19 protein-coding genes and 2 pseudogenes are annotated in these 14880 nt (G+C 60.8%); 7 read left to right on the top strand and 14 right to left on the bottom strand.

Annotated features, from left to right (window positions below; translation table 11 throughout):
* The coding region (locus DM995_RS16350) for an RrF2 family transcriptional regulator (protein WP_116970106.1) at positions 1 to 301 on the bottom strand (301 nt) is incomplete at its 3' end.
* A gap of 83 nt (positions 302 to 384) precedes the next feature.
* Between DM995_RS16350 and DM995_RS16345 the strand changes: the two genes are divergently transcribed.
* From DM995_RS16345 to DM995_RS16330, 4 genes are read left to right on the top strand one after another with little or no spacing between them, the layout of a single operon-like run.
* Positions 385 to 864 carry a group III truncated hemoglobin gene (locus tag DM995_RS16345; protein WP_116970105.1) on the top strand — a complete coding sequence of 160 codons (480 nt, stop codon included), beginning with the start codon at positions 385 to 387 and terminating at the stop codon, positions 862 to 864.
* A complete protein-coding gene (locus DM995_RS16340) occupies positions 861 to 1166 on the top strand; it encodes a TehB family protein (protein ID WP_066214126.1) in 306 nt (101 codons plus the stop codon). The genes DM995_RS16345 and DM995_RS16340 overlap by 4 nt, the downstream gene beginning before the upstream one ends.
* Positions 1159 to 1623, top strand: coding sequence for a hypothetical protein (locus tag DM995_RS16335; protein ID WP_066214123.1), 465 nt, complete (start codon positions 1159 to 1161; stop codon positions 1621 to 1623). Before DM995_RS16340 ends, DM995_RS16335 begins: the two co-directional genes overlap by 8 nt.
* A gap of 39 nt (positions 1624 to 1662) precedes the next feature.
* A complete protein-coding gene (locus tag DM995_RS16330) occupies positions 1663 to 2112 on the top strand; it encodes a globin domain-containing protein (RefSeq protein WP_066214120.1) in 450 nt (149 codons plus the stop codon).
* A gap of 219 nt (positions 2113 to 2331) precedes the next feature.
* On the opposite strand, the gene DM995_RS22480 is transcribed toward DM995_RS16330, so the two are convergent.
* The gene (locus DM995_RS22480; protein WP_232824518.1) at positions 2332 to 2499 is read right to left on the bottom strand and encodes a hypothetical protein; all 168 of its coding nucleotides are present in this window, start codon (positions 2497 to 2499) and stop codon (positions 2332 to 2334) included.
* Between DM995_RS22480 and chrA the strand changes: the two genes are divergently transcribed.
* Both chrA and DM995_RS16320 read left to right on the top strand, forming a co-directional pair.
* Positions 2416 to 3633 carry a chromate efflux transporter gene (gene chrA, locus DM995_RS16325; RefSeq protein WP_232824509.1) on the top strand — a complete coding sequence of 406 codons (1218 nt, stop codon included), beginning with the start codon at positions 2416 to 2418 and terminating at the stop codon, positions 3631 to 3633. The genes DM995_RS22480 and chrA overlap by 84 nt on opposite strands.
* Positions 3634 to 3649: 16 nt before the next feature.
* A complete protein-coding gene (locus DM995_RS16320) occupies positions 3650 to 4369 on the top strand; it encodes a superoxide dismutase (protein WP_066214118.1) in 720 nt (239 codons plus the stop codon).
* A 108-nt stretch (positions 4370 to 4477) separates the two neighbouring features.
* Here DM995_RS16320 and DM995_RS16315 read toward each other — a convergent pair whose 3' ends face one another.
* The 10 genes and pseudogenes from DM995_RS16315 to DM995_RS16275 all read right to left on the bottom strand — a co-directional run bounded on the left by DM995_RS16315 (position 4478) and on the right by DM995_RS16275 (position 12118).
* On the bottom strand, positions 4478 to 5254 hold the full coding sequence (locus DM995_RS16315) for a DUF7146 domain-containing protein (protein ID WP_231729320.1): 777 nt from the start codon (positions 5252 to 5254) through the stop codon (positions 4478 to 4480).
* Positions 5255 to 5452: 198 nt separating this feature from the next.
* Entirely contained in the window at positions 5453 to 5992 is a 540-nt protein-coding gene (locus DM995_RS16310) for a YybH family protein (RefSeq protein WP_116970104.1), read from the bottom strand.
* A gap of 30 nt (positions 5993 to 6022) precedes the next feature.
* Entirely contained in the window at positions 6023 to 6952 is a 930-nt protein-coding gene (gene copD / locus DM995_RS16305; RefSeq protein WP_116970103.1) for a copper homeostasis membrane protein CopD, read from the bottom strand.
* A 1-nt stretch (position 6953) separates the two neighbouring features.
* Positions 6954 to 7343, bottom strand: a complete 390-nt coding sequence (locus tag DM995_RS16300; protein ID WP_116970102.1) for a copper resistance protein CopC — start codon at positions 7341 to 7343, stop codon at positions 6954 to 6956.
* Positions 7344 to 7359: 16 nt separating this feature from the next.
* A complete protein-coding gene (locus tag DM995_RS16295) occupies positions 7360 to 8163 on the bottom strand; it encodes a copper resistance protein B (protein ID WP_502696593.1) in 804 nt (267 codons plus the stop codon).
* Positions 8164 to 8525: 362 nt separating this feature from the next.
* Positions 8526 to 10400, bottom strand: a pseudogene (locus tag DM995_RS16290) (copper resistance system multicopper oxidase).
* Between the two features lie 6 nt (positions 10401 to 10406).
* Positions 10407 to 10979, bottom strand: coding sequence for an RNA polymerase sigma factor (locus tag DM995_RS16285; protein WP_157973244.1), 573 nt, complete (start codon positions 10977 to 10979; stop codon positions 10407 to 10409).
* Entirely contained in the window at positions 10976 to 11413 is a 438-nt protein-coding gene (locus DM995_RS16280) for a periplasmic heavy metal sensor (RefSeq protein WP_116970101.1), read from the bottom strand. Before DM995_RS16280 ends, DM995_RS16285 begins: the two co-directional genes overlap by 4 nt.
* The gene (locus DM995_RS21355) at positions 11410 to 11670 is read right to left on the bottom strand and encodes a hypothetical protein (protein ID WP_157973243.1); all 261 of its coding nucleotides are present in this window, start codon (positions 11668 to 11670) and stop codon (positions 11410 to 11412) included. The genes DM995_RS16280 and DM995_RS21355 overlap by 4 nt, the downstream gene beginning before the upstream one ends.
* Before the next feature lie 61 nt (positions 11671 to 11731).
* Complete coding sequence (locus tag DM995_RS16275; RefSeq protein ID WP_116970100.1) at positions 11732 to 12118, bottom strand: MerR family transcriptional regulator; 387 nt, start codon at positions 12116 to 12118, stop codon at positions 11732 to 11734.
* Between the two features lie 71 nt (positions 12119 to 12189).
* On the opposite strand from DM995_RS16275, the gene DM995_RS16270 reads away from it, so the two are divergent.
* Positions 12190 to 12939 (top strand): MauE/DoxX family redox-associated membrane protein, encoded by a 750-nt coding sequence (locus DM995_RS16270; protein WP_232824452.1) that lies wholly within the window; start codon positions 12190 to 12192, stop codon positions 12937 to 12939.
* 251 nt (positions 12940 to 13190) lie between these two features.
* Here the strand turns inward: DM995_RS16270 and DM995_RS16265 are convergent, their stop codons facing one another.
* Both DM995_RS16265 and DM995_RS16260 read right to left on the bottom strand, forming a co-directional pair.
* The gene (locus DM995_RS16265; protein ID WP_116970098.1) at positions 13191 to 14525 is read right to left on the bottom strand and encodes an MFS transporter; all 1335 of its coding nucleotides are present in this window, start codon (positions 14523 to 14525) and stop codon (positions 13191 to 13193) included.
* Positions 14526 to 14532: 7 nt separating this feature from the next.
* A pseudogene (locus DM995_RS16260) lies at positions 14533 to 14880 on the bottom strand (transmembrane anchor protein); the annotation flags it as partial.

The following is a 14880-nucleotide window of genomic DNA, read 5'->3' as shown; positions in this document are numbered from 1 at the left end:
TAATCACGCAGGTATTGGTCGAAGGGTCGAAACACTCCACAAAGCTGCCGGTTTCTTCCATCGTCCGCACGACTCTGCCGACATTGACCTGATCCGCGGCCTGCGCCAGCCGAAGGCCGCCGGTTCGACCTCGCACTGCCTCAATAAAGCCTTCTGCCACCAGGCGTTGCGCCACCTTCATCAGGTGATTCTTGGAAATGCCATAGGCACCAGCAATTTCGCCAATCGACCTGTGGCCATCATGGACCGCCAGATACATCAACGTGCGCAGGGCATAATCGGCGTGAAGCGACAATCTCATTAAACATGCATATCAAATATTGCTATTAAGCGCCAGCCGCGTTAAACGATGCAAATGAATTACATCTTATCAGCAATGCGACCATGATGGCGACCGCCCATGCGGAGCGCATACGCGCGGCCAAGCGCGCGGAGGCCCACCAGATAGGGATCGACGATATCTCGATCAGCCTGCTGGTCGATCGCTTTTACGACCGTATCCAGACCGACGATCTGCTGGGGCCAATCTTTGCCCAGCACGTCGCCGACTGGTCACAGCATCTCCCGCGGATGAAGGGATTCTGGGCCTCGATCATGATCGAGCCGGGCCGTTTTAGAGGCAGTCCGATGCAGAAGCACATTGCGCTCGGCATCCTCACCAAGGCCCATTTCGATCGCTGGCTGGCGCTGTGGGATGAGACCGTTGCACAGAACGTTGCGAGCCCCGCAGCGGCAGAAAGATTTCACACGTCGGCGCACCGGATTGCCGACAGCCTGCTGACCGGAGTGCTGGCGCAGCGCGGCGGGCTGGCGGCTTTGCGCGCACGGTCACCAAAGCTTGCACCCCTGGAGACGAAACCATGACGCTCACCCCTTATGCATCCTCGCCAGTGTTCGACGATCAATCGCTGCCCGATAAGCTGCGCAACGACCATCGCACCAAGGACGGGACCTGGGGGCTGTTGCGGGTGCTGGAAGGCGAGGTGCGGTTGATCTTCACCGAACCGCATCGTGAGGTGTTGGTCACGCCAGACATGCCTGCACCGATTGCGCCACTGGCGACGCATTACGTGGTCCCGCTGGGCAAGATGACGATGCAAGTCGAGTTCTACCGGTCAGAGCCGGTGCTGGATGTCGACCAGATGACCGAGCCGTCCGGTGGATGACTTCACAATCGCTCGCGTCGTCCATGTCGTGGCGGTGCTGTTCTGGACCGGTGGCGTCGGCTTTGTCACCTGGGTGGTGATGCCGGCCATCCGGCATAGCGAAAGCGAAGCCGACAGGCTGGGGAAATTCCACGCGATCGAGGGGCGCTTTGCCTGGCAGGCAAAGATCTGGGTGCTGCTCGGCGGCGCCAGCGGCTTCTGGATGGTGCACCGGGCCGGGATGTGGAGCCGCTTTGCCGAGCTCCACTTCTGGTGGATGCATGCGATGGTCGCGCTCTGGGCGGTGTTCACGCTGATGCTGTTCGTGGTCGAGCCATTGTTCCTGCACCGCCGCCTTGCAACCTCGCAGACCCCGCAGGCCGATTTCCAGCGCATGGAGCGCGTACACCACATCCTGATCGTGCTGGCCTTGATCACGCTGGCGGGTGCTATCGGCGGCAGCCACGGCCTGTTTTGACACGCGGTTTCGACAACCAATATCCATAAGGAGGACATAATGAGCAGAATATTGAGCGCCGAGACCAAGGCCATCGTCAATTCGACCGCACCTGCGCTGCAACAGCATGGGGTGGCGATCACCCAGCGGATGTACGAGCGTCTGTTCGTCGATCCCGCAGTCAAGGCCATGTTCGATGAGGCCGCGCAGGAAAGCGGAGAACAGCCGCGCCGTCTTGCCGCAGCCATTCTCGCCTATGCGCAAAACATCGACAAGCTCGAAGCCTTGACCGCACCGGTGATGCGCATGGCGGCGCGGCATGTTGAAACAGGCGTCAAGCCCGAGCATTATCCGATAGTCGCTGACGCCCTGCTGCCCGCAATCCGCGACATTCTGGGCGATGCAGCCACCGACGAGGTCCTGTCGGCCTGGGGCGAGGCCTATTGGGCGCTGGCCGAAATCCTGATCGGCAAGGAAGCGGCGCTTTACACGCAAAGACCAAGCGATTGAAAAACCAGAGGCAGACTGTTGAACTAGCAAGTACTCTTTGCCTAGGAATCCCGTGAATCCTTGCTCAGACACCCTTGACGCCCATGCACCGTTGTGGGAGCAGATACGCATCGGGACTGAAGCAACCTCCCGATCAGGCTGTTCAGGCCCAAGCGTTGCCTCTGGTCTGCCTCGTGATGCGGGGCGGCAATATGGGGACCGTGTTTGGCAGCGAACGTGTCAACAGATATTCCTGATTTCCGCCAGCTCGTGCGCGTCTTCGCGCGCATCGGCTGCCTGAGCTTCGGCGGCCCCGCCGGGCAGATTGCGCTGATGCATGGCGAGATTGTCGCGAAGCACAAATGGGTCGATGAGGAGCAGTATCTCCACGCGCTCAATTTCTGCCATCTGTTGCCCGGCCCCGAGGCGCAACAGTTGGCGACGTGGATTGGTTGGCGGCTGCACGGACTGAAGGGCGGCCTTGCAGCTGGGCTTCTGTTTGTCATCCCCGGCGCGCTGATCATGCTGGCGCTCTCGTCGCTCTATGCGCTGGCGGCGAACCTCGACTGGTTTGCGGCGCTGTTCCTGGGGATCAAGGCTGCGGTGCTGGCCATTGTTGTGCAAGCGCTGATCCGCATCGGTGGCCGCGCGCTCAACACGCGGTTCAAACAGGCGCTGGCGGTTGCGGCGTTCCTGGCGCTGTTCCTGTTCAACCTGCCTTTCCCTCTCGTCCTGCTCGGCGCAGGAGCGATGGGCATGATCGTAGCGGCCTATCGTCCCGACTGGCTTGCGCTCAAATCCGGCTCAGGCACAGATGCCTCACCTCGGCCGTCGTTCGCCGTCATGTCGCGCACGGTGCTGCTATGGCTCGCGATCTGGGCGGTGCCTATGGTGCTGGTGCTGGTGATCCTGGGTCAGGATCATGTTCTGTGGGACGTCGGCGTCTTCTTTTCGCAGCTCGCCATTGTCACCTTTGGCGGCGCTTATGCCGTGCTCGCCTATATGGCGCAGGAAGCGATGCAGACTTATGGATGGTTGCATGCCGGTGAGATGGCCGATGGCCTGGGTCTTGCTGAGACGACGCCGGGTCCTCTGATCCTGGTGACACAACACGTCGGGTTCCTTGCCGCGTTCCGATCGCCCGAACCGTTCTCGCCGATCGTCGCGGGCATTTTCGGCGCTGCCCTCACCACCTGGGTGACGTTCGCGCCGTGCTTCCTGTGGATATTCACCTTCGCCCCATGGATCGAACGGTTGCAGCACGCGACACGCCTCAAGGGTGGCCTTGCCGCGCTGACAGCAGCCGTGGTCGGCGTGATCGCCAACCTCTCGGTCTGGTTTGCGCTGCACGTGCTGTTCGCTCGCGTGACAATAGCGGTCGTCGGACCGATGCAGCTCAACCTGCCCGACTGGGCAACCTTCGACTGGCGTGCGGGCGTGCTATCCGTGCTGGCGGCTGTCATACTGTTTGCGCTGAAGTGGAGCATCTTTCGCATGCTCGCCGTTCTTGCCGTAGCTGGCCTGGCTCTGGGTAGTCTTTGATCAAGGGAAATGACATATGACCGAAGTTGACCGCCGCAGCGCCATGGGGATCGTGGGTGTTGGCTTGGCTGCAGCCGCCGCAGGTGCCCCCGCATCTGCGCAAACGCCAGCCTTCGCGGGCAATCACAAGCCAGTGCCGCTGGCGTTCGATCCTGCCAAGCTCATCGGCCTGTCCGAAAAGCTCATCCGCTCACACTACGATAACAACTACATCGGGTCAGTGCGCACGCTGAACATGATCGAGGGCCGGTTGGCGGCGTCGCTGGCGGACAAGGACTTTCCCGCGATCGTTTATGGCGGGCTCAAGCGCGAGGAACTGCACCGCACCGGGTCAGTGATTCTGCATGAGCAGTATTTTGGTGCACTCGGCGGCGATGGTGCGGCGGCGGGAGAAGTGCAGAAGGCCATAGCAGCGGCCTTCGGCTCGTTCGCGGCGTGGGATACGGAGTTCAGGCGCACCGCGATGTCGCTGGCCGGCGGATCGGGCTGGTGCGTTCTGGCGTGGAATCTCCACACCGCCAGTCTGCACAATTACTGGGCTTGGGATCATATGCACCAGCCTGTCGCCAGCGTGCCGCTGATCGCGCTCGACATGTATGAGCATGCCTATCACATGGACTATGGCACGGCGGCCGCGAAATACGTCGATGCGTTCATGGCCAACCTGAATTGGGAGGAAATCGATCGCAGGTATCGCCGCGTGGCGCGGCAAGCTGAACCAGTTCTGCTCGATTGATCGCCTTTCGATATGCCGCACAGGTCATGCGAACACGGATTGTCGGCTTTTGGTAGTGCTGGTCATTCGGCATGCTGCGGAGAAACGACGGCTTAGTCCCAGCCTTCGTCATTCGCCGATGCTACTGCCCCGACGGCTCATCCATTCGTTAAACTCCGCCCAGTCTATGCCCGAGCTCGGAGATCTTCGCGAAATTCGGAGGCCGGGTCTGGCGTAGGTCTTGGTCGCTTGATGCGCAGCATTCTGTCCAGGTGCATCGTTGTCCTCGGCAATGATCAGCGTATGGAGCTCCTTCGGAAGCTGGAGGAGTGGCAAGCGAGCAGCGCCCATGGCCGCCCAGCAGGTCACGCCGGTTAGACGGGTGAAGGCGGCCGCGTCTTCGAAGCCTTCCGCAATTGCCAACACCCCATCAGACAGTGTCGGTTGCCATGCCCCCTGCCCGCAGCTCCCCAGCAAGAACTTGCCGCGATGTCGGCCTGATCTAGGGTCCAGGATGATCCTTTGAACCGCCACAAGCCGGCCTAGGTCACGCACGGCCACAAGCAGGGCTTGATGAAACGCAGTGTTTGGCTTTCGGCCAAGAGGGCACCGCGGATGGAACCGGATGTCGGGGAGGTCCGGGAGCAGAAATCTGCCAACGAGATAGCGCTCTCCCAGCGTTCCATGAACGTTGCTCGCATCATCCCAAAGGCGCTGAGCCTGTCGCCTAGAGTCTACATTTCGAGCTGGACGGGGTTCGATGCCTTGAACTTGATCTGCACTCCGCAAGGCACGTATGATGTCCCTTGGATTGCAGCCAGCAAAGCAATGCACTAGGACCCCTGATAATCCTTGGCGGATCGATAATGAGGGCGTCCTGTCGTCATGAGCAGGGCATCGGCACATAGCGTAGGAGCCATGCCATGTGCCGCGCAGAGCTGTGACAAGGTTGACCGTGTCCTGAGTTGGTCGGAGTGCTGTTAGGGTCATGAGAGCTGCCAACGGCAGTTGGTCCAAAGCCGCTCTAGATTCACGTTCGAACACGATCGCCAATATTCGAGACGAGAAGATGGTAACAGCAGTCTGTTGAATCATGACGTTCGTTCATGGCCTCGCCGGCTCGATATCCGCCGACGACCAGTGGATGTGTGCGATACGCCATTGCCCATTCACCTGCCTCAAAACCATCGTCTCGACCGACCGGCTGTTGATCGCACGCGTGCGGTACGCCCCGGTGACCGTTTCGACGCTCATAACCCAAGCCATATCGCCTTGCATTCCATACGACCGGCTGACCAACGTCCGAGGCACAGCGGCGCTGAAGGCAGCGTCGGCCTCCAGATGATGGCTGGCATATTCGGCGCGGCTGCTTTCGAATCCGCCAGATTCAAAAATCATCACGTCTTCAGTAAGTAGGGCCGATGCAGCGTTGATGTTACCGCTGGCAAGTGCGGCGTGGAAGGCCATAACGGCGCCGACCGGTGTTGCCGCATCAACCGGTGCTCCCGGATTTGCTGAAGTCGGCGTTCGCGGCGCGTCATGCGGCCCGGGATGCGCGGCCGTCAGACTTAGTCCGATCGCTACAATGCCACCGAAATACGCAGCACGTCGCCCTGCCAGATGTATTACTTTACCTTCGATCATCGGCTCCTCCTCCCTCGATCAGTTTCATCGTTACATCATCATCGGTGACATCATGCCCAGAACGGCAACCAAGCCGATCACACCGGCCGCCGACATAAACTCACCTGCCAAGCTTCTGCGGAGGCGCGATAGTGTGATTGAGGGCTCCAGCCTCTCGCTCTCGCCATTCAGGGCCGCCTGCCGTTCAATTCGGGCGTTGTGCGCGCCGAACGCAAGCATGCCACCAACCAGCATCACTTTGGCGGCCAGCAAGACGCCGTAGGGCGTGGCCAAGACCGGCACGCTGTTCTCTAGACCAAAGATCAATTGTCCGTTGATCAGACCCGTCACCGCAACGGTTGCAACAAGACCAACGCCCAGCGGCGCGAACACGTGCATGACGCGAAGCAGCGCTTTGGGCGGGATGCCATCGGGCTGCCGATGAGCTTTGACGGTCAGCAAAAGGAACCAGCAAATGGCACCCAGCCACAAGCTCGCGGCCAGCAAGTGAATGCCATTGTTCAAGCGGTGAAATAAGCCCAAGCCGCCTTCAGTCGCAGCCGCATGACCGCTCCAGCTGAGCGTAAACACGGCACCAGCGAAGCCTATGACGGCAATCAGCCGACCTGACTTTCCCGCTCGGCTCGCTAACAGCGCGCCAAGGCCAGCAACCAGCAATGCGAGACGTATCAGAAACCCCGTTCCCATATCGGTGCCGAAGATCATCGCCTCGACCATCGGCCAGTCGAGCGAAGCGATCGGAGCGCCCATCATCGCTGCTATCGACACCAGCATCAGCGCGATTGACAGCAATGGCGCACAAATCGCGACGAAAATGAGCGCGGCCTTCCCCTCATTCGGCGACACCCAATCCAGTCCGCGAAGTCTTACCAGGCGAAATGCCGTCCAACCGAACAGGACGAGCAGCGACGCATAATGCGCAAACCGCAGAACCTGTTCGGTTGGCTCACCCATTTCCATATCAGCCGATGATGAAGCTGACTTTACCTGTCATGCGATGGCCGTCAGCCCCCGCGGCTTGCCAGCGAACCTCATAGGTCCCTTTGGCCAGCGGCTTTTTCAGGTTCAGCGTCATCGTCTTGTTGCCGTTGGACCAGGCAGTGGTGAAGTTGCGGATGGCCATTTCGCCGTGGTTTGCCATGCCCGGCATCGCGGTCATGACGATGCTTGCCGCCGCCGTCGGCGGAAGCAGTGCTTCACTGAAGGTTAGCGTGACCACGCGTGCGCTGCCAACGGTCGTTCCCTCCGCCGGTGTCGAAGCAACGACCTTGGTGTGAGCAAGCGCAGCCGACGGAGCTGCAAGCGGAACGGCAACCATTGCGATTGCGGCAAAAACAGATGCGAATTTCATGGGATATTCCTATACTTTAAAACCAGAAACGGATGCCGACGAGAAAGTTGGTAACGCTGGGATCCTCGCCGCGCGCGCGGGCGTAATCGGCACTGCCGCCGAGGCGCCAGCTTTGCTCGATGCCGATATAGGGGGCAAATTCACGAATGATTTCATAGCGTAGCCGCACACCGGCTTCGATTTTATCGATACCCGACCCGATACCGAGGAGCGGGATATCCTGGGCAGAAAGGTTCACCTCTGCACGCGGTTGCAGGATCAGGCGCTGGGTGATGCGCTGGTCAACCTCGCCTTCGATGCGCGCGGTGACATCGCCGCGATGCGAGAGGAACAGCGCTGCATCGACCTCGAACATATAGGGCGAAAGACCTTGGACGCCGATGACGCCATAGGTCGTGTCCGGCCCTGCGAGATCCTGCCGCACACCTGCCTGCACATCCCAGAAAGGCGCGATCGCTTTTGCATAAAGCGCTTGGACTTCGGCATCTTCGATGCGCTCGCCAAACGTCCCTTCGCCCTCGCTTTTAAACCAGAACCGGCTCGTCGGGCCGCCATAATAGCCTTGCAGATCCCACAGATAGCCATCGGGGCCGTCTCGACCTTGGAGCTCAAAGCGGTCTCCCTGGAACCAGAACACTGGGAAGTCGCCATGGGTGCGCTGCAACTCGGCGCGCGATGCCCGCATGGCATCGACACCCCAGACCCCGTCAGCCGCGCGCGGCGGGCCACTGCCTGCTTCTGGCGGCGGCGGCGTTTCCATTTCGGGTCCAGGGGAAGCAGGCGGCGGATTGCCCATTCTGCTGTGGTCCATGCCCGCCATCGGGTCTTGCGATGCGGCGTCGTCGGCCGCGTTCGGATCGCCAGCCTCTGTCCCGACTGAATCAGATGTAGACATCGCCTGCATATCATGACCGGCATGTGAGTCAGCGGGAAGCGCGGTCGGAGCAGCAGGCATCGCGTGACCGGCATGCGGATCGGTTGGCTCAGGCGCAGGCGTTGGAGGCGCAGCGGACATGATGTGTCCGGCACTGGGACCGGCGGGCGGGGGCGTCGGTTCAGGAGTTGAGCGCGGCGCAGGTGCAGGGGTAGGCATTGGCATCTCGTGACCCTGATGCTGCGCCGCTGCCGGCGTAGCGATCACCGAGCTGCCAAGCAATGCGACATAAACGACAGGCCGCACGCTCACGCGCCACCGCCCGGACCGACCACGGTCACTGTCTGCATCATTCCGCCGTGCATGTGATACATGAGGTGGCAGTGGAACGCCCAGTCGCCGGGTTCGTTGGCGGTGAGATCGAACTGCGCACTCGCGCCGGGCTGAACGATGACGACATTCTTGCGCGGCTGATGCGCCGCGCTCTCACCGTTGACCAGTTCGAAGAACATGCCGTGAAGGTGGATCGGGTGCGCCATCATGGTATTGTTGATGAGCTTCACCCGCACCCGCTCGTTCCACGCAAAACGGATCGGGACGTCGCTGACAGCTGAATACATCCGCCCGTCGAACGACCACATATAACGTTCCATGTTGCCAGTAAGGTGCAATTCGAGCAGCCGCGATGGCTCGCGCGTGTCGCGGTTGGGTTCGAGCGCCTTGAGCATGCGATAATTGAGCACACGGTGCGGCACATCGCGCAGTCCAAGGCCGGGATCGCCCATTTTGTCGATCGGGGCCATCGACACCATGTCGATGCCTGGGCCGATCGCGACGTCGGGCGGGAGCAGCGCGGTATCGCGCATCTTCATGCCGTCCATGCTCATGCCGCCCATCGCCATGCCTGCCATGCCGCCATCAGCAGTATCGGCAGAGGCGGCCACGTCGCCATGTCCCATCGCCGCGTGATTCATCGCGCCCGTCGCACCACCGGATGCACTTTCTGCGGAAGGACCGGACGTCATTGCTCCATGATCCATGCTGCCGGACCCGTGATCCATTCCCATGTCGCCCATCGTTAGCAGCGGCGGATCGCGCAGCGCAGGAACGGTCGCCCGCGCGCCGGGGCGGCTTGCTAACATGGCCAGCGCCATGCCCGAACGGTCCATTGACTCACCGACGATGGCATAGCCTTCGGCATTTCCTGGCTCGACGATCACGTCATAGATTTCGGCAGTGCCGATCTGGAATTCGTCAACCTCAACCGGGCGCACGTTCTGCCCATCCGCTGCGATGATCGTCATCGGCAGGCCGGGGATGCGGACGTTGAAGAAGCTCTGCGCCGATCCATTGATGATACGCAGCCGGATGCGTTCGCCTGCGCGGAACAGATATTCCATGCCCTCTGTCGGTCCGCGCCCGTTGGCAAGAAACGTATACGTCTTCCCGCCAATATCCATGATATCGGTCGGCATCATCCGCATCTGTGCCCACATCCGGCGTTCCTCACCGGTCATCGGGTAATCATCGGTCCAGGTGTTTTGCTGGCGGTTGAAATAGCCTTCGCCGGTGCGCAGCCGCTGCATGATGAAATGCGGGTCGAGCACGGTGAAGTCGCTTAGCAGCAGAATGTAGTCGCGATCATACTCCACCGGTTCGGCGCCTGACGGGTCGATAATCAAAGGGCCATAGTGCCCCGACTGCTCCTGCAAGCCGGAATGGCTGTGATACCAATAGGTACCTGCCTGGCGAACCGGGAAGTCGTAGGTGAAGGTCTAGCCCGGCTTGATGCCCGGAAAGCTGATGCCCGGGACCCCGTCCATCTGGAACGGGAGCAATAGCCCGTGCCAGTGGATCGATGTATCCTCGCTCAAATTGTTGGTGACGTTGAACCGGATGTTTTGTCCCTCGCGCAGCCGGATGAGCGGGCCGGGCACGCTGCCATTGACGGCGATGCCTGGGCCGCGGCGACCTTCGACAATGCGATGGCCGCTGCCCACAGTCAGGTCGATGACCTCGCCGCTTAGCTCACCAAAGCCTGCCGGGATGCGCGGTCCGCCGCGGCCATGGCTGCCGCCACGGTGCACGCTGTGCCCTTGCGCCCAGGCTGGCGTAGCGGCGAAGGCTGTAGCCGCGCCAAACGCAGCGATCAGGTGACGTCTTGTGAGATGAGGACTGGTCATGCGGTTCTATACGCGCGCCAAGCCTTCACCCCTCAAAGTTTCCTGAAGTTTTTTCCGCGCCCTCCCAAGACGAGTCTCGACCGCCTTTACGCTGAGGCCCAACGTCGTTGCGGTCTCCTGCTGGCTTAGCCCTTCGACCGTGCAGAGGATCAGGACATCTTTGAGACCTGTTGGAAGCTCGGCGATCGCACGGACGGTCGCAGCAAGTTCGGCGCGGTCTGCGACCAGTGTTTCCGCTGACGGCGCTTCATCGGCAATCCAGTCCGCAGCCTGTTCTGGCATCGGCAGGCCCATGAAGCGTCTGACGGCGCGCCGACGGGCCCAATCCCGGCATTTGTTGAGCGTGATGGCGCTGATCCAGGCCTTGAACGATCGCTCCGGATCGAAGCGGTTCAGCGCGCCAAACACGGCTATGAAAGCCTCTTGCGTAATGTCCAAGGCTTCATCCGGATCGCCCGTCGCTGAGCGCGCGAGCCGGTAGACCGTCTCACGGTAGCGCTCGACCAGCGCGCGTTGCGCCCCGGGATCGCCAGCCCGTGCCGCGCGGACGAGCGCCGCATCCAGACTAGCTGCAGTCACTGCGGCTGCGCAGCGAGGCTCTTGCTGACCACCGCATCAAACCGTGATTGCTGATCGGGGCGGAGAATGGCGCGCATTGCGAAAACGTGTTCGAGTGTTGCTTTCTGAAGATCCCCCATCGCGTCATGCGTCTCGTCGACCGCAGCCGACACGCGGGGTCCGTATTCATGCTCGGCGGCAATAGCTTCGCCGAGCAGCGCGTTGCTGCGCCTGAGCCGGTCTTCGAGCGCCTCGCGCCGCGCAGCGAACTGGCGCTCCAATGCGGTCAGTTCTCGTTCTTGCGCCGGGTCGAGGTCGAGCTCATCATGGATCAGGGCGTGGAGTTCAGCCCCACCATGGGGCGGTGCGGGTTGAAGCATTCGTCCGAGCCACACCCCGACCAGCGCAAGTGCAATGATCAGCCCCGCCGCCAATACGATGCGACGCTGGTTCATTGCTGACCCAGGGCGATAAGAGGGGTCAGCGATGCTGGGGGACCGAATGCAACAAGAGGCACTTCGGCTTGGGCAGGTGCCTGAAGGCCGCTGACCACGCCCATTCCGAGCGACGTAACGAGGCCAAGTCCGAGCAATGCCCGTGTCTGCCTGACGTTGGCCTGTGCACGCTGAGCGAGACTTCGGCCGTCGATCCCTGACAGATCCGGGACAGGAAGTCTGGCCAGGCGTGCGAGATTCTCATCGAGATCCATCATGCAGCTCCTTTGGAGTTGTATACGCAGGCGCAGACAAAACCCCTCACATTCCGATGCTCAATTATCGTTGCAGCTCAAAACTGAAGGCATCGATGATCGGACAGGGGCCAGATTTACCCACAGCGCAGTCCTCGGCGAGCCGGACGAGCGCACCGCGCATGGTTTGCAAAGTGGCAATTTTCTCATCGAGCGCCGCGATCCGAACGCGTGCCAGGTTCTGCGCCTCCGCTCGGTCGCCAGAATCGAGGGAGAGCAGCGTGGCGATCTCTTCAAGTGTAAACCCGGCGGTCTGCGCCGAGCGGATCGATTGCAAGCGTGCCAGATCGCCGCGCGTGTAGCGGCGCGGACCCTCATAGCGCTCAGGCTGGGCCAGCAATCCGCGCCGCTGATAATAACGGATCGTTTCGACGTTGACCCCGCCAGCACGGGCAAATTCACCGATCCTCATATAATGCTTGATCCCGTACTATGGTACGGAACCTATATAAGCCGCACGTTTGCGATTTGAAGGAAATCCTAATGCCCAAGCCCACAAAAACCGCCGTGCTTCACCGCATGGTCATGCCCAACCACACTTGCCCCTATGGCCTGAAATCCAAGCATCTGCTCAAAACGCGAGGTTACTCCGTCGATGATCGGCACCTCACCACGCGCGAACAGACTGACGCGTTCAAGGCTGAATACGGCGTTGCAACCACCCCTCAGACCTTCATCGATGGCGAGCGGATTGGAGGGCATGACGACCTGCGGCGCTACTTCGGGATCAAGGTCCTTGATCCCGGTGCGACCAGCTATCGCCCGGTGATCGCGCTCTTCGCCATGACCGCAGCCATGGCGATGGCGGCGGGCATTGCGGTCGATGGCACGGCTTTGAGTATTCGCGTTGCCGAATGGTTCATCGCGTTCAGCATGTGCGTGCTCGCCATGCTCAAACTCCAGAATGTCGACAAGTTCGCGACGATGTTCCTCAACTACGACCTGCTGGCCAAGCGGTGGGTGCCCTATGCGACGATCTACCCTTTTGCCGAGGGTCTCGCTGGCGTGCTGATGGTATCGGGTCGCTTGCACTGGATTTCGATACCGGTAGCGCTGTTCATCGGCACAATCGGAGCAGTCTCGGTGTTCAAGGCGGTCTATCTGGACCGACGTAATCTCAAATGCGCCTGCGTCGGCGGCGACAGCAATGTGCCGCTTGGCTTTATTTCATTGACCGAAAACCTGATGATGATCGGCATGGCGGTATGGATGACCGCTAACTCCATTGCCTGACGCTTGAGGCGTTGCGCCGGTTTGGCTGCCTCGATCAGTACGAATGACAAGATTAAGGTGGTGGGCCAACCGCGATCGAAACCGCGCCCGGGTCAAATCCTGGTCCAATAGCCGTAGAAGCGGTGAACCTGTGCATATGCAACTGGAGCCTGCATCGCTTTTGGCGCCTTTATCGCGCTCACGACTTCTGACAAGACGAACGTGCGCCAAGAACGTCAATCGGACCACGTCAGACAACAATGTGTGCATCCTTAACGGATAGGCCAACCTGGATGAAGATCATCAATGACGTAAGCGTGAAGAGCTTCACCCTCGGTATGGTCTTTCAAGAGATGAGGATGATCGGGAGGCAGGTCGTCATGCGTGTGATCGACCACTTCGGGATCCGCCGATGGCCAGATCAATATGGAAATCCCCAAGCCGAATGCCGCCAGTGCAGCGCAAACCGCGAACGCCGCGCCAAAGCCGGCCAGTGCTCCACCCTGTCCGGCAAGCGGATAAGCGATCAGCCAGCATACGTGGCTCAGCGCGAATTGCGCGGCAAACAACGCCGGTCGGTCCTCACTGGCAGAAGATCGCCGCAGCAACCTGCCGCCCGGCGTGACCGTGGCGGAATAGCCGATGCCGAGCAAAACCCATGCAACCAACATGAGGCCCCAATAGGCCGGGCGCAAATGAGTGCCCCAGGATGCTGCCAACGCCGCCAACACCACCACCAGCACCATCGCGCCAGCCAGCATCACCCGGCGATCGGAAATATGCTCAAGCAAGCGGGGCAAGATCAGCGCGCCCAGCATGGATCCGCCACCGAACGCCGCAAGGGTCAACGCCACTTCGCGCTGACCGAGGCCAAGGGCAGCTTGCACCAGCACGGGTGTATTGACGATCACCATCGCGCTGGCAGCAGCCGCAGCCAGAGTGATCGCCAGCAACCCGCGCAACCGCGGAGTCTTGAGATAGATGCGAATGCCGCGGGTGGTCTTGTCGTATATCCCCCCGCTTGGCGGCGCAGCAGCTGAACGCGGCAGGACGACGGACAGAACTAACAGCGCAGAAATGCCAAAGCCGATCGACGTTCCGCCAAACAGCCAGTGAAAGTTGATCACCGTTAGCAAAACGGCAGCAAGGACCGGGCTGAGCAGACTCTCCAGATCATAGGCCATCCGTGATAGCGACAGGGCTCTTGTATAGTCCTTCTCGTCGGGCAGGATGTCGGGAATGGTCGCCTGAAAGGTCGGGGTGAAACCTGCCGATGCCGATTGCAGCACGAAAATCAGAACGTAGATTTGCCAGACCTGATCGACAAACGGCAGGGCCAACGCCGCCAGCCCGCGCACGACGTCCATCGCCACCAGAAAGCCTTGCCGGGGCAGGCGCGAGGCAAAGGCCCCGACCACAGGTGCAACGCCGATATAAGCGACCATCTTGATCGCCATCGCCGTGCCGAGCACCGCGCCGCTGTCCGCGCCTGCAATGTCAAATGCCAGCAGTCCCAGCGCGACCGTGGCCAGCCCGGTGCCAATCAGAGCAATCACCTGCGCCAGAAACAGGTTGCGATAGGTGCGATTAGCCAGAACCGTCAGCATGGTGCGCTCACACGACCCTTTTCAATTCGCTGAAGGCGCCATCGACGCGCAAGGTAACGGTCACGGTTCCAGCGGAACGATTGCGCCAGAACCAACCGTGCTTGCCATCAAAGGCGGCGACGAGTTCACCCTGTTGGCCGGTCGATTGCTGGCCCTTTTCGTAGCCGTGATAGGAAATCCCGGGCGCGTCGGCATGGGTATCGAAATTGACATGGCCGCCGTCGACTGACCAGTTGAAGGCAATGCGCGCATCTTTCTGCATGACCGCCTTGATTTCTGCCCCCTCGCCCGGTGCCAGTGTGACCTGCATGGTTTCGGATCGCGCTGCGGCAGTAGGTGCATCCGCAGCCGTTGG

The sequence above is a fragment of the Blastomonas sp. UPD001 genome, assembly GCF_003426715.1.
Taxonomy (GTDB): Bacteria; Pseudomonadota; Alphaproteobacteria; order Sphingomonadales; family Sphingomonadaceae; genus Blastomonas.
This window is presented reverse-complemented; position numbering and strand designations above follow the sequence as displayed.

Bases quoted from the DNA above. Each gene is read 5' to 3' on its own strand.
- DM995_RS16345 (WP_116970105.1), top strand. From the start codon at position 385: ATGATGGCGACCGCCCATGCGGAGCGCATACGCGCGGCCAAGCGCGCG.
- DM995_RS16275 (WP_116970100.1), bottom strand. From the start codon at position 12,118: ATGAGGATCGGTGAATTTGCCCGTGCTGGCGGGGTCAACGTCGAAACG.
- copD (WP_116970103.1), bottom strand. From the start codon at position 6,952: ATGGAAATGGGTGAGCCAACCGAACAGGTTCTGCGGTTTGCGCATTAT.
- DM995_RS21355 (WP_157973243.1), bottom strand. From the start codon at position 11,670: ATGATGGATCTCGATGAGAATCTCGCACGCCTGGCCAGACTTCCTGTC.
- DM995_RS16280 (WP_116970101.1), bottom strand. From the start codon at position 11,413: ATGAACCAGCGTCGCATCGTATTGGCGGCGGGGCTGATCATTGCACTT.
- DM995_RS16295 (WP_502696593.1), bottom strand. From the start codon at position 8,163: ATGGCGGGCATGGACCACAGCAGAATGGGCAATCCGCCGCCTGCTTCC.
- DM995_RS16320 (WP_066214118.1), top strand. From the start codon at position 3,650: ATGACCGAAGTTGACCGCCGCAGCGCCATGGGGATCGTGGGTGTTGGC.
- DM995_RS22480 (WP_232824518.1), bottom strand. From the start codon at position 2,499: ATGGCAGAAATTGAGCGCGTGGAGATACTGCTCCTCATCGACCCATTT.
- DM995_RS16270 (WP_232824452.1), top strand. From the start codon at position 12,190: ATGCCCAAGCCCACAAAAACCGCCGTGCTTCACCGCATGGTCATGCCC.
- DM995_RS16265 (WP_116970098.1), bottom strand. From the start codon at position 14,525: ATGCTGACGGTTCTGGCTAATCGCACCTATCGCAACCTGTTTCTGGCG.
- DM995_RS16310 (WP_116970104.1), bottom strand. From the start codon at position 5,992: ATGATCGAAGGTAAAGTAATACATCTGGCAGGGCGACGTGCTGCGTAT.
- DM995_RS16330 (WP_066214120.1), top strand. From the start codon at position 1,663: ATGAGCAGAATATTGAGCGCCGAGACCAAGGCCATCGTCAATTCGACC.
- DM995_RS16340 (WP_066214126.1), top strand. From the start codon at position 861: ATGACGCTCACCCCTTATGCATCCTCGCCAGTGTTCGACGATCAATCG.
- DM995_RS16315 (WP_231729320.1), bottom strand. From the start codon at position 5,254: ATGTGCCGATGCCCTGCTCATGACGACAGGACGCCCTCATTATCGATC.
- DM995_RS16300 (WP_116970102.1), bottom strand. From the start codon at position 7,343: ATGAAATTCGCATCTGTTTTTGCCGCAATCGCAATGGTTGCCGTTCCG.